General features: G+C 64.5%; 15 protein-coding genes and 1 tRNA gene. 10 read left to right on the top strand and 6 right to left on the bottom strand.

Going from position 1 to position 12,674, the window contains the following annotated elements:
- Positions 1-42: 42 nt before the first annotated feature.
- The 4 genes from TVB01_RS08020 to TVB01_RS08005 all read right to left on the bottom strand — a co-directional run bounded on the left by TVB01_RS08020 (position 43) and on the right by TVB01_RS08005 (position 3,243).
- Positions 43-1,071, bottom strand: a complete 1,029-nt coding sequence (locus TVB01_RS08020; protein WP_422455375.1) for a 6-phosphofructokinase — start codon at positions 1,069-1,071, stop codon at positions 43-45.
- 132 nt (positions 1,072-1,203) lie between these two features.
- On the bottom strand, positions 1,204-1,443 hold the full coding sequence (locus TVB01_RS08015) for a PspC domain-containing protein (RefSeq protein ID WP_422455374.1): 240 nt from the start codon (positions 1,441-1,443) through the stop codon (positions 1,204-1,206).
- A 67-nt stretch (positions 1,444-1,510) separates the two neighbouring features.
- Positions 1,511-1,810 carry a hypothetical protein gene (locus TVB01_RS08010; protein WP_422455373.1) on the bottom strand — a complete coding sequence of 100 codons (300 nt, stop codon included), beginning with the start codon at positions 1,808-1,810 and terminating at the stop codon, positions 1,511-1,513.
- A complete protein-coding gene (locus TVB01_RS08005) occupies positions 1,807-3,243 on the bottom strand; it encodes a PspC domain-containing protein (RefSeq protein ID WP_422455372.1) in 1,437 nt (478 codons plus the stop codon). The genes TVB01_RS08010 and TVB01_RS08005 overlap by 4 nt, the downstream gene beginning before the upstream one ends.
- A 134-nt stretch (positions 3,244-3,377) precedes the next feature.
- Between TVB01_RS08005 and TVB01_RS08000 the strand changes: the two genes are divergently transcribed.
- Both TVB01_RS08000 and TVB01_RS07995 read left to right on the top strand, forming a co-directional pair.
- Positions 3,378-4,655 (top strand): PspC domain-containing protein, encoded by a 1,278-nt coding sequence (locus TVB01_RS08000; protein WP_422455371.1) that lies wholly within the window; start codon positions 3,378-3,380, stop codon positions 4,653-4,655.
- Positions 4,652-5,311 carry a LuxR C-terminal-related transcriptional regulator gene (locus TVB01_RS07995; protein WP_422455370.1) on the top strand — a complete coding sequence of 220 codons (660 nt, stop codon included), beginning with the start codon at positions 4,652-4,654 and terminating at the stop codon, positions 5,309-5,311. The genes TVB01_RS08000 and TVB01_RS07995 overlap by 4 nt, the downstream gene beginning before the upstream one ends.
- Here TVB01_RS07995 and TVB01_RS07990 read toward each other — a convergent pair.
- A complete protein-coding gene (locus tag TVB01_RS07990; protein WP_422455369.1) occupies positions 5,308-6,531 on the bottom strand; it encodes a pyridoxal phosphate-dependent aminotransferase in 1,224 nt (407 codons plus the stop codon). The two genes, TVB01_RS07995 and TVB01_RS07990, sit on opposite strands and share 4 nt — an antisense overlap.
- 363 nt (positions 6,532-6,894) lie before the next feature.
- Between TVB01_RS07990 and TVB01_RS07985 the strand changes: the two genes are divergently transcribed.
- The 8 genes from TVB01_RS07985 (at position 6,895) to rplL (ending at position 12,092) form a co-directional block, all read left to right on the top strand.
- A tRNA-Trp gene (locus TVB01_RS07985) sits at positions 6,895-6,967 on the top strand.
- A 103-nt stretch (positions 6,968-7,070) separates the two neighbouring features.
- The gene (gene secE, locus TVB01_RS07980) at positions 7,071-7,337 is read left to right on the top strand and encodes a preprotein translocase subunit SecE (RefSeq protein WP_227894251.1); all 267 of its coding nucleotides are present in this window, start codon (positions 7,071-7,073) and stop codon (positions 7,335-7,337) included.
- Between the two features lie 99 nt (positions 7,338-7,436).
- Positions 7,437-8,213, top strand: a complete 777-nt coding sequence (nusG, locus tag TVB01_RS07975) for a transcription termination/antitermination protein NusG (RefSeq protein WP_422455368.1) — start codon at positions 7,437-7,439, stop codon at positions 8,211-8,213.
- A gap of 126 nt (positions 8,214-8,339) precedes the next feature.
- Positions 8,340-8,771, top strand: coding sequence for a 50S ribosomal protein L11 (gene rplK, locus TVB01_RS07970; protein WP_091602584.1), 432 nt, complete (start codon positions 8,340-8,342; stop codon positions 8,769-8,771).
- A 132-nt stretch (positions 8,772-8,903) separates the two neighbouring features.
- On the top strand, positions 8,904-9,611 hold the full coding sequence (rplA, locus tag TVB01_RS07965) for a 50S ribosomal protein L1 (protein ID WP_152226438.1): 708 nt from the start codon (positions 8,904-8,906) through the stop codon (positions 9,609-9,611).
- Positions 9,612-9,733: 122 nt separating this feature from the next.
- The gene (locus tag TVB01_RS07960; RefSeq protein WP_422455367.1) at positions 9,734-10,807 is read left to right on the top strand and encodes a GNAT family N-acetyltransferase; all 1,074 of its coding nucleotides are present in this window, start codon (positions 9,734-9,736) and stop codon (positions 10,805-10,807) included.
- 279 nt (positions 10,808-11,086) lie between these two features.
- Entirely contained in the window at positions 11,087-11,653 is a 567-nt protein-coding gene (rplJ, locus tag TVB01_RS07955; protein WP_422455366.1) for a 50S ribosomal protein L10, read from the top strand.
- Between the two features lie 61 nt (positions 11,654-11,714).
- Complete coding sequence (rplL, locus tag TVB01_RS07950) at positions 11,715-12,092, top strand: 50S ribosomal protein L7/L12 (protein ID WP_422455365.1); 378 nt, start codon at positions 11,715-11,717, stop codon at positions 12,090-12,092.
- Between the two features lie 95 nt (positions 12,093-12,187).
- Here the strand turns inward: rplL and TVB01_RS07945 are convergent, their stop codons facing one another.
- Positions 12,188-12,670: an aminoacyl-tRNA deacylase gene (locus TVB01_RS07945; RefSeq protein ID WP_422455364.1), complete on the bottom strand. Its 483-nt coding sequence runs from the start codon at positions 12,668-12,670 to the stop codon at positions 12,188-12,190.
- Positions 12,671-12,674 lie beyond the last annotated feature (4 nt).

The following is a 12,674-nucleotide window of genomic DNA, read 5'->3' as shown; positions in this document are numbered from 1 at the left end:
CGCCGCCCTGCGCAAGTCCGGCTCCCCAATTTGATAGGAGCCCTAACCAAAAAGGATGGCGGCTTCTTCGTAGCGGCTCTCCGGAACCGTCTTGAGGTTGCCGAGCGCCTTTTCGAATCCAACCCGGACTATATCCGTTCCATGAAGTGAAACCATGGTGCCCCACAGTCCCTCCATCACGGAGTCCACGGCTGACATGCCCAGGCGAGTCGCCAGCACCCGGTCGAAGGCAGTAGGCACGCCGCCGCGCTGGATGTGTCCCAGTACCGCGGCCCTTGTTTCGATGCCGGTTCGGGCCTCGATCTCCGGAGCCAGCAGCTCGCCGATCCCGCCAAGGCGGGGACGGCCGAAGGCATCGAGTCCGCGCTCGGAGTGGGGGGCTTCCATGTCCGTGGTGACGAAGCCTTCGGCGACAACCACCAGGGGAGCACGGCCGCGCTCTCGCGCATCGTTGACCCATTGGGCGATTTGGTCCAGGCTGACGGGCTTCTCGGGAATCAGGATGGCGTGCGCGCCGGCGGCCATTCCGGAGTGCAGGGCGATCCAGCCGACGTGGCGTCCCATAACCTCCGCAACCATGCAGCGGTGGTGGGATTCACCCGTCGTGCGGAGCCGGTCAATCGCTTCTGTCGCGATCTGGACGGCAGTGTCAAAGCCGAAAGTGAAGTCTGTTGCGTCGAGATCATTGTCGACTGTCTTGGGGACACCGACGATCTTGAGGCCTGCATCGGTAAGCCGCTGTGCGGCCGCGAGCGTTCCTTCTCCGCCGATGGCGATCACAGCGTCGATGCCGAGCCGGTCCATCGTTGCCTTGATGTTCTCCGGGCCCCCGTTGGGACCTTCGAAGGGGTTGGTGCGGGAAGTGCCCAGAATGGTGCCGCCCTGCTTGGAAATGCCGCGGACCCTTGTCCGGGGGAGGTCAATGATGTCCCCGTCAACTACACCGCGCCATCCGTCGAGGAAGCCGACAAACTCCGCGTCGTGCGTCTTGATGCCGTTGAGCACTGCTCCGCGGATCACCGCGTTGAGTCCGGGGCAGTCGCCCCCACTGGTGAGAATGCCGATCTTCATTGCAGAACCCCTGGATCTGTTGGTGGGCGGCGGCCTTCTTTGATTCTAGCCACCGCGGCCCACCGCGCCGTCATAGACGCGGCGCCCGGGGGCAGCGAGCCCCGGGATTTACTTCCCGGGGCCGCACCGGCTTTAGCTGCGGATGAGTTTCTGCAAAACGATTGTGCCGTCGGTGGTGGGCAGCAGAAGCCACGCCACCAGGTAGGTGCCGATGCCGATAAACGGCAGCAGGAAGCTCAGCAGCACGCCAATGCGCACCAGGGAGACGTCCCAGCCAAACTTCTGGGCAATTCCGGCACAGATGCCGGCGACCCAGCCGCCGCGGGCACGCTTGATGGGGGAAGAACGGAGTACGTCATAGAACTTTTCCATGGGGATATTCTGCCTGCTTTCAGTTCTGGTGCCGGAGTAGGGTCCCGGCGCGGAGCCGGGGGAGATGTTATGGAGTTCGCCGGCGGCCCAGCACCGCCAGGAGCCCTCCGATGACCAGGGCGGCGCCTGCACCGATGAGCAAGCCGAGCAGCACCATTTCGGTGTCGAGCCGGATGCCGGTTAGCTGGACGGTCAGGATCAGTCCGCCGACTGCTGCCAGGACAAGGCCCCAGACGATCGTTCCAACCCGCAGCGGCCGGCGCTCAGGTTCGTGTTCCGGGAGGTAGGTGTCATCGGACGGACCGCTTCCGAAGGCGCTCGTGCCCCCGGCTCCGATCTTCTCGGATTCGTTCGTGAAATCGCTCATTGCTTGAGGCTGCTTTCGTTCGCGGTCACCAGCACGTGGCTGGCGACACCCTTGATCTGGATGACGATCCGGTTACCGGTTGCGTTGGGGTTCAGCTGCCGCTCCTGGTCGCCGACCCACAAGCCGCCGAAGGTGGCCTGTGTTCCGCCGTACTCCAGCTCCACCTCGCCCATGGCCATTTCGCTGTAGACCGAGACCGGAACGTCGTCGGGCACCAGGATGGTGAGATCGCCAGCGGCCACGCTCACCGGAACAATGACATCACCGTCCTTGAGGTCTCCGGCGACACCGCGCAGGTCCAGGGCACCGTCGGCGGCGATCACGCTGTAGCCCTCTGCTGCGCTGCTGGACTGCTCGGCGCTCCAGCTGGACTCGTTGGCGACCACCAGGTTCCGGTAGGCATAGTTGCCGCTGAACAGCAGCGCTCCGATCAAGGCGAGGACTCCGAGCCCGCCTGCAATGCCGGAGGACCGGCCGGCCGCGCCGAGTCCTGCGACGCCGAGGCCAATGATTACGCCTGCGGTTGCGAGGGCGACTGCTGCCGGGGATCCGAGGTCGTAAATGCCCGTGTAGTCCAGTGCGAGCAGGGTTCCCGCCGCGAGGAGGGCGAATCCGCAGATCAGTGCAGCCCACGACGCCGGGGGTGAGGTGCTGGGGGCTGTGGCAGGCTGCGGCTGCGGCGGCGGGGCAGGCATGTAGCCGAAACCGCTGTCCCGGTGGGGCTGTCCCGGGTAGGCCGTAGCTCCGGAAGGGAAGGGGAGCGGCATGGTAGGCGCATCCGGACCCGGGTATCCGGCGGCAGGGGGGAAGCCGGCGGTAGCCTCCGGAGAGGGGCCCGGTGCCGGGAACTGTGCCGAGGGCCAGGAGGGTTGGGGTGGTGCGGCAGCACTGTGCGGGTCCGTTCCCGGTACCCCGGCCGGTGTACCGGCGGGACCGGACCGGCCGTTCCGTGTCGTGGCCCAGTAGATGACCAGGATTACCGCAGCGACCCAGAAGAGGCCCCAGAGGATTGCTCCCAGCCAGCCGTCATCGGCCCAGAAGGAAATGCCCGGGCCGCTGAATCCAAGGATGGTGAAGGTCAGGGCGCCGGTCATGCCCGCTGTCCAGGTTCCGCGGATCGCCTGCTCCAGGTGGATCCGGCCATCTGGCTCGGGCAGCAGTGCCCAGGCGACGCCGTAGAGGACCACGCCGATTCCGAAAAGGGAGAGCAGGATGACGAGGCCGCGGACGAGGACTGGGTCAAGGCCGGTCCGCTGCGCCAGTCCACCGGCCACTCCGCCAATCCAGCGGTCCGGGGAGCGGCGGAGGCCCAGCTGCCGAAGCCAGAAGAAGAAGGAATTCTGCTGCGCTCCGCCGCCTTTTGGCTGAACGGGCGGGATGTTGCCCCCGGGGGCGGGGGGCCCGCTGGAGGGCTCGGAAGGGTGCGTGTTCATGCTTTCCAGTCTTCCGCTCCCGGCAGCTCGTTGCATCCGGGTTCCCCCTGAGCAACCCCTGATCCTTCCCTGAACCCGTGCGCCTGGACCGCAGCGGGGGCGGTTTCGCCTGTCCGGCGTGCTTGGATTGGAGCATGAGACCGCCCTTGCTCCGTTCCCAGCAGAAGGTAGTGGCAGGCGTTTGCCCCGGCCTGGCTGTCCACTTGGGATTGCCGGTGCGGACCGTCCGCCTCCTGATGGTGCTGCTGTCACTCCTGGCCGGTGCCGGCGTTGTCCTCTATGGATGGCTCTGGATCATGGTGCCCACCGCGGAGGAAAAGGCGGCTGCCGGGGAAGCTAATCCGCGCAGTGTTGCGGAGAACTTTGCCCGCTACCTGCAGCAGGGCCAGGGCGACCGTTCCGGTGCGGGCACCGCCGTATTGGGCAGCCGGGAAATCCTGATCGGCGTCGGACTGCTCCTGGCAGCCGCTGCCATCGTCGCCCAGGCCCTGGGTGCCTCAATCAACGTGCAGATCCTGCTTCCCTTCGCCGTGATCGTGGCAGGTGCTGTCCTCGCCTGGTCCCAGCTGGACGCCAGCAGGAGGGCCGGACTGGTCGCCGGAGCGGGAGGGAACCGGAAAATGGGCCTGTTCCGGCTGGTGACCGGGCTGGTCCTGGTGATCGCCGGCTTCCTGCTGGTGATTTCCGGTTCCTTTACCTGGGATGTCCTGCTGGCTGCCTCCCTGGCGTCCCTGGCCGTGCTGGCCGGCGTCGCGCTGGTGCTGGCACCGTGGGCCGTGAAGTCGTGGCGGGCCTTCCAGGCTGAACGGGCCGGCCGGATCCGCCAGACCGAACGCGCCGAGATCGCAGCACACCTCCACGACTCGGTCCTCCAGACGCTGGCCTTGATCCAGAACCGCGCAGGTTCCGAGGCCGACGTCGTCAAGCTCGCCCGGGCACAGGAACGTGAACTGCGCCAATGGCTCTATGCGGACCCGGAAAAGGGCACGGGCACGGTGGCTGACGCGCTCAAGGCCGCGGCCGCCGAGGTGGAAGATGCCTACGGCCACCCGGTGGACTTTGTCGCCGTGGGCACGGCGGAGCTGACGGAACAGAGCTCGGCGCTGGTCCAGGCCGCCAGGGCCGCACTCTTCAACGCAGCCCAGCACGCCGGCGGACAGATCTCCCTGTACCTCGAATGCCGGCCCGAGGCAGCTGAAGTGTTTGTCCGCGACCGGGGCAGCGGCTTTGATCCGGCCGCCGTACCCCTGGACCGCCTGGGGGTGCGGGAATCGATCATCGGGCGCATGACCCGGAACGGCGGGACAGCGAAGGTGCGCAGCAGTGCAGACGGCACCGAGATACATTTGGCATTGCCACTGGCCGGCGCTGACGCCCCGGTGGAACCGAAACGGGAAACGGAGAACAGTTGAGCAGCCCAGCAGAACCCATTTCGGTAGTGGTGGTGGACGACCACGCTATTTTCCGCTCCGGCCTCAAGGCAGACCTTGACGCGCGGATCGATGTCCTGGCCGAGGCCGCGACGGTAGAAGCTGCGATTGCAGCCATCCGCCGGTTCCAGCCGCAGGTAGTGCTTTTGGACGTCCACCTGCCCGGAGGCTCCGGAGGCGGCGGAGCCGAAGTCCTTGCGGGCTGCGCCGACCTCCTGGGTTCTACCAGGTTCCTGGCCCTCAGCGTCTCCGATGCAGCCGAAGACGTGGTCACCGTGATCCGCGCCGGAGCACGCGGCTACGTCACGAAGACCATTTCAGGCGCCGAAATCTCCGACGCCGTTGTCCGGGTTGCAGACGGAGACGCCGTCTTTTCGCCGCGACTGGCGGGGTTTGTCCTCGATGCTTTCGGGGCCTCGACGACGGTCAGCGTGGAGGACGAACTGGACCGGCTCTCGGTGCGTGAACGCGAGGTCATGCGCCTGATAGCCCGTGGCTACAGCTACAAAGAGGTAGCGAAGGAGTTGTTTATTTCCGTCAAGACGGTGGAGACCCACGTTTCCGCAGTCCTGCGGAAGCTGCAGCTCTCCTCGCGCCACGAACTGACGAGGTGGGCTGCAGCCCGCAGGCTGCTCTAGGCCTTGGCCTGTCCCAGGAAGTCCTTGAGGCGGTCCATGCCGGTTTTGAGGTCGTCGTCGCCCAGGGCATAGGAGAGGCGCAGATAACCGGAGGGGCCGAAGGCCTCACCGGGAACGACGGCGACTTCCACGGTGTCAAGGATCAGGGCCGCAAGTTCTGCCGAGGTCTGCGGACGTACCGGACCTGCCGCACCGGGGAATTCCTTCCCGAGCAGGCCGCGGACGTCGGCATACGCGTAGAACGCGCCTTCAGGCATCGGGCAGTTAATGCCCTCAATCGAATTCAGGGCCTCCACCATGGCCTTGCGGCGGCGGTCGAACGCCAGTTTCATTTCATCGACGGCCGCCAGCGGGCCCGACACTGCTGCCAGGGCCGCCATCTGGGAGATGTTGGAAACATTGGATGAAAGGTGGGACTGCAGGTTTGTCGCAGCCTTGATGACGTCCGGCGCAGCGATCATCCATCCGACCCGCCAGCCGGTCATGGCGTACGTCTTCGCCACACCGTTAAGGATGACGACTTTGTCCCCCAGCTCCGGGCAGCGCGTGGCGATGGACGTGAACGGCACGCCGTCGTAGGTCAGGTGTTCGTAGATTTCGTCGGTCACGACGAACAGCCCGTGGTCGGCGGCCCACATGCCGATTTCCGCGACCGTCTCGGAAGGGTAGACGGCACCGGTGGGATTGGAGGGCGAGACGAACAGCAGCACTTTGGTCTTGTCCGTCAGGGCAGCGTCGAGCTGCGAGACGGTCACCATGTAACCCTGCTCCGGCCCCGCGAAGACCTCAACGGGGACACCCCCGGCGAGCCGGATGGCTTCGGGATAGGTGGTCCAGTACGGCGACGGCACCAGAACCTCGTCGCCGGGATTAAGCAGCGTTGCGAACGCCTCGTAGACGGCCTGCTTGCCGCCGTTGGTCACCAGGACCTGGGAAGGGTCGACGGCGTACCCGGAGTCCCGCTGTGTTTTCTCCGCAATGGCCTTCTTGAGTTCAGGCAGTCCGGACGCTGGGGAGTACCGGTGGAAGCGCGGCTCCCGGGCGGCAGCAACGGCGGCGTCCACGATGTAGCCGGGTGTGGGAAAGTCCGGCTCGCCCGCGCCGAAGCCGATCACCGGGCGGCCGGCGGCTTTTAGGGCCTTGGCCTTCGCGTCGACTGCAAGGGTGGCGGATTCTGCAATGGAGGCGATGCGCTCTGAGATTCGGCCGTTGGAAGGCATGGCGTTCCCGTCTGGTTTGATGCTGAAGGCGTGCAGTTACGTGTGTGGTTCCGCGGAAAGCAGTGCCTTCCGCGCAGGACGGATGTGTCCGCCCCCGTATGGAAGCCAAGCTTAGGCGTGCCGGGGTCACATTGCAGTCTTTTACACTTTTCCGGCCGGGCCCCGGGAGCTGATTCCTGCGGCTGGGACACCGCTCGTGCGGCTGTCTGGGGACCGTGCCCGCAGGGCCCCGCGGGGCCGGTTCGACTCAGGGGAAAAGATTGCGTAGACTTGATCCTCGGTGTTGTTCTCTCGATGCTGGTTCATGCCCGCGGCCCGGTTAGGCCGGAGCAGGTTTGTACCGGTAATGTAGGACTCTCCCAAAGGGTAGTGGCGCAATTGGTAGCGCAGCGGTCTCCAAAACCGCAGGTTGCAGGTTCGAGTCCTGTCTGCCCTGCGCATGACGTCGTTTTTTCGCCGTCTAGAGCAGTTCCTTCATGAAGCAGCAGTTCCCAGCGCACGCTGCGGAACTGTGAACCGACAGATGAGTGAGGCGAAAGGTGACCGAAACAGCTGCCAGCAGCTCTAAGGGACACCCCTCAGGCAAGCCCCGGAAGCGCGGCTTCTTCGCCGGAATCGCCCTCTTCCTCCGCCAGGTCATTGCTGAGCTGAAGAAGGTGGTGACCCCCACCCGCAAGGAGCTGCTGCGGTTCACCATCGTGGTTATGGCCTTCGTGGTGGTCATGATGATCATCGTGTCGTTGCTGGATTTCATCTTCGGCACCGGCGCACTGTGGATCTTCGGTTCGGGCGGCGGCGAAAGCTAGCCACCGGCGTACCTCCAGCCGCACAGCCTGAAGGTACGGCGAAGAACCTGAGCTAGTGACAAACCCAAAAGAGCTCTGAAGAAGAAAGCAGGAATCTACGTGTCCGAGCAAGAACTCGAATCACAGATCAATGACGAAACCGCTGATCTGGATACCGAGGACCAGGTAACCGAAGCAGACGCCACGGCGGCTGCCGGTGACGCATCGGCCGAAGACGCGGAACAGGCTCCCACCGAGGAAGCGGAAACCGCGGCTGCTGAAGAGCCCGAAGAAGACCCTGTTGAAGCATTCAAGGCCAAGCTGCGCCGCCAGGAGGGTGACTGGTACGTCATCCACTCCTACGCAGGCTACGAGAACCGTGTAAAGGCCAACCTCGAGACCCGCATCCAGACCCTGGACATGGAAGAGAACATCTTCGAAATCCAGGTCCCGATGGAGGAAGTCGTCGAGATCAAGAACACCACGCGCAAGATCGTGAACCGGGTACGTATCCCCGGTTACGTCCTGGTCCGCATGGAACTCACCGACGCATCGTGGGGCGTCGTCCGCCACACTCCGGGTGTCACCGGCTTTGTCGGCAACGCACACAACCCGGTTCCGCTGAGCCTCAACGAAGTCTTCTCCATGCTGGAGCACACGGTGGTGTCTCCCAAGGCTGCCGCCGCCGGCACCCAGGCGAAGGCCGCGCAGTCCGCCGTTACCGTGGACTTCGAGGTCGGCGAGTCCGTGACCGTGAACGAGGGACCGTTCGAAACCCTTCCGGCAACGATCTCCGAGATCAAGCCGGAATCTCAGCAGCTTGTGGTCCTGGTGACCATCTTCGAGCGCGAGACTCCGGTGACGCTCTCCTTCGGCCAGGTCACAAAGCTGCAGTAACCAGACTTCGCTGCCGCGGGACCGCTTTATCCCGCCAAGCAGCGTTCGGCCGCCGCGCCACGGCGGCCACCAACCCGGATGGACGCTCCTGTTCTTCGGGAACATAATTTAGAGAAGGACCCTTTCATGGCCCCCAAGAAGAAGGTCACCGGCCTTATCAAGCTGCAGATCAATGCAGGCGCCGCCAACCCGGCTCCTCCGATTGGTCCCGCGCTTGGCCAGCACGGTGTCAACATCATGGAATTCTGCAAGGCGTACAACGCTGCAACGGAATCCCAGCGCGGAAACGTTATCCCGGTTGAAATCACGGTTTACGAAGACCGTTCCTTCACCTTCATCACCAAGACGCCTCCGGCGGCTGAACTGATCAAGAAGGCTGCCGGCGTCGCCAAGGGCTCAGGCACCCCGCACACCGTCAAGGTTGCGAAGCTGACCCAGGCACAGGTTGAAGAGATCGCCACCCAGAAGATGGAAGATCTCAACGCCAACGACGTCCAGGCTGCTGCAAAGATCATCGCAGGCACCGCCCGTTCCATGGGCATCACCGTCGAAGGCTAATAACGCCTTTCCGCTCGGGTTCGCCCGGGCACAACCAAATTCATCATCGCTGATCCGCCATCAGGGCAGGACAGCACGTGGCAGGGCCGAGCGCGGTCCGACAGACCACAACTGCACAAGGAGAAAAAGCAGATGGCAAAGCGCAGCAAAGCATATGAAGCCGCTGTGGCAAAGATCGACGCGGACAAGCTGTACGCGCCGGTAGATGCCGTAGCACTGGCGAAGGAAACCAACCCGTCCAAGACGGACGCAACCGTTGAGGTTGCCTTCCGCCTGGGCGTTGACCCCCGCAAGGCTGATCAGATGATCCGCGGCACGGTCAACCTTCCCAACGGCACGGGCAAGACGGCCCGCGTCCTGGTTTTCGCGACCGGCGAGAAGGCTGAAGCAGCAATCGCTGCCGGCGCCGACTTCGTTGGCTCCGATGACATGATCGAAAAGGTCGCAGCAGGCTGGACCGACTTCGACGCCGCAGTGGCTACTCCGGACCTCATGGGCAAGGTCGGCCGCCTGGGCCGCGTGCTCGGCCCGCGTAACCTCATGCCGAACCCGAAGACCGGAACGGTGACCCCGAACGTTGCCAAGGCAGTGTCGGACATCAAGGGCGGCAAGATCGACTTCCGCGTCGACAAGCACTCCAACCTGCACTTCATCATCGGCAAGACCTCCTTCGACGCGCAGAAGCTGGCTGAGAACTACGCAGCTGCCCTCGAAGAGGTGCTTCGCCTGAAGCCGTCCGCAGCCAAGGGCCGCTACATCCAGAAGGCCACCGTGACCACCACCTTCGGCCCCGGCATCGCCGTGGACCCGAACGTCACGAAGGTTCTCGCAGACGCATAGTCAGCGCATCACTTCGGGAGGCTACCTCCCCACAACGGCCGCAGCTTATGCTGCGGGCGTTTTGTGTTTCCGCTGCGGAACCATCTATGGACCCGGCGGATTTTTCCGGGAGGATGGGGACCATGACTCCTTTGGTTGTGGAACTGCTCGTCCTGCCGCAAAGCACGGAATTGCCGGACGCGGACGGCTTCCTGGCTGTTGCCGGACTCTTCAATGCCCAGCAGCGCGAGATCTGGGGAAATGACGACTTCTGCGAAACGCCCCGGGCACAGCTGGCCAGGCTCCGGAGCACACCCACCCGACGGCGGCAGCTGCTGGTTGCACGGGCCGGTTCCGCACAGGTGATCCTCGGCGTGGCCCAGCTCAACTTTCCCCTGACCGACAACCTGCATACGGGCACCATGAACGTGGTGGTGGATGCACGTGCGAGGCGCAGGGGCGTCGGCGCGGCGCTCTGTGCTGCGGCCGAGGAGCTGGCTGCCGCAGACGGCCGGCGGACCCTGATAGCGGAGACCGACCATCTGCTGGGCGGAGGGGAAGGAACAGCCGGCGAGGGTCCGGCGTCGTTCATCCCGCAGGACGCAGCGGCGTCCTACGCCTTGGCCTGCGGATTCAGGCTGGAACTCGTTGAGCGGATCAGCCGGCTCGACCTGCCGGCGGACGGTGCCGGGGAAGGTTTCCCGGACAGCGCCGCGGGCGCCGGCTACGAACTCGTCTTCTGGCAGGACGCATGCCCGGACGCACTGGTGGATGCCTACGCGCAGCTGAGGCAGAAGATGAGCACTGACGCACCCCTGGGCGGCCTGGACCTGGTGCCCGAAGTCTGGGACGCGCCCAGAGTGCGGGAAGCTGAGGGCAAAGCGCGTGGGATGGGGTATGGCGTGCTCGTGTGCGCCGTCCGCCATACGGCCTCGGGTGAGCTCGCGGGCCATACCGTGCTGGAAGTTGCCCGGAGCAAGCCGGCCGTGGCCTACCAGGACGATACGCTGGTGCTGCAGCGCCACCGCGGCAACCGGCTTGGGATGATGTTGAAGGCCGGGAACCTCCGGCAGCTCGGGCTGCACTTCCCCGAAGTGCAGCGGGTTTACACCTGGAACGCCGAGGAGAACCGGTACATGCTCGCCATTAATGAGCAACTCGGGTTCCGCCCCATCGGCTATGCGGGGGAGTGGCAGAAGGAGCTTTCCCTGGACTAGGCCTCCGATTTGTCCCTCCCCGGGATCTCCCGTACTCTTGAACTACCAAAGACCGTCGGTCGATGTGCCTTCAATCCCACTGTAAAAGCTGAACCTTCAGCCTGCGCGGGTGGAAACCGGTTGGGGAAACATCCGAAAGTCCCTCATGAGGGCGGCCTGCGCAGGTGAACGAACTGAACTCCGGAGAAATCCGTTGAGTGAAGCCCCGTGCATCTGCCCGGGGCGTTTTTTATGGGCGGGACCAGATCCACCGGCATTATTTTCCCCGGAAGGAGGGTTATGGCAACGCCAACCAAGGTGTCAGCAGTTGAAGAAATCGCCAACGATTTCAAGGATTCAACCGCCGCTGTCCTAACCGAATACCGCGGGCTCACCGTTGCACAGCTCAAGGAGCTGCGCCGTTCGCTCGGCCAGGACACCAAGTACTCGGTCGTCAAGAACACCCTGACGGGCATTGCAGCCAAGGAAGCCGGCATCGACGCGTTCGATGGCCAGCTCTCCGGCCCCACTGCAATCGCCTTCATCAAGGGTGACGCAGTTGCCGCTGCGAAGAGCCTGACGGATTTTGCAAAGACCAACCCGCAGCTGATCATCAAGACCGGTGTGTTCGAGGGCAACGCCCTTGACGCGTCCGGTGTTGCTGCCCTGGCTGCGCTCGAGTCCCGCGAGTTCCAGCTTGCACGCGTCGCCGGTGTCCTCAAGGCACCGATGTCCATGCTGGCCCGCTCGGTCGATGCCCTGCGCATCAAGCTCGAAGAAGAAGGCGGCGCTGCTGCTCCCGCTGCGGAGGAAGCTCCGGCAGCCGCAGAAGAAGCACCGGCCGCCGAAGCAGCCACCGAAGAGTAAGAACTCTTCACCCTCAAACTCCGGCGCCCTCGGGCGCCACTTATAGGAAGGACGCCACATCATGGCGAAGCTCACCAACGAAGAGCTCATTGAAGCTTTCAAGGAACTGTCCATCATCGAGCTCTCCGACTTCGTGAAGCTCTTCGAAGAGACCTTCGACGTCACCGCTGCTGCTGTTGCAGTTGCCGGTCCGGCTGGCGGCGGCGCTGCTGAAGCTGCAGAAGAGAAGAGCGAATTCGACGTTATCCTCGAATCTGCCGGCGACAAGAAGATCGCAGTGATCAAGGAAGTCCGTGCACTGACTTCCCTGGGCCTGAAGGAAGCCAAGGACCTGGTTGACAGCGCTCCGAAGGCCATCCTCGAAGGTGCCAACAAGGAGACCGCTGACAAGGCAAAGGAAGCCCTCGAGGCAGCCGGCGCCACGGTTACGCTCAAGTAGCATCAGTTCCGCGGGCATGCCCGCAGCGCTTTTCAAAAGCCCCCGCCGCCTGGAATCAGGCAGCGGGGGCTTTTGGCATTCAGGGGCCGGGGCCGCTAGGGGAGCGGTTCAGTGATGTCCAGGACTTCGGCGTCCAGCGCCGCGAGCAGCTCATCGCCGTTCACGAACAGGCTGGCGCCGTGCTCGCCGGCGCCCATGGAAACGCGCCGGCCGCGGATTCCCGGCGCGGCGAAGACGGGCCACGCGACTGTGCTGCCCAGAGGCGTGATCGTGCCGCGGAGATAGCCGGTGGCCTCGAACGCCTCGTCTGCCGGCGGCAGGACGAGTTTGTTCGCCCCCGCTGCTGCGCGGAGCTTGGGCCACGAAATCTGCTCATCGCCGGGAACGAGCGCGAACAGGTAGTCCCCGGCCCTGCGCCTCACCACCAGGGACTTCACGATGTCCGCCGGGCTGATGCCCAGCGCGGCCGCCGCTTCCGGCAGGCTCGCCGCTGCCGGCCGGTCCACGATGGTGACATCCAGCCCCAGTGTGTCCGCGGCCCGCAGCACCCGGTCTCGACCTCGGAGCTCCTCCGCCATGACC

This window comes from Arthrobacter sp. 7Tela_A1 (assembly GCF_049311065.1).
GTDB lineage: Bacteria > Actinomycetota > Actinomycetes > Actinomycetales > Micrococcaceae > Arthrobacter_B.
Note: the sequence above shows the minus strand (reverse complement) of the source record. Positions and strands in the feature narration are given on the sequence as shown.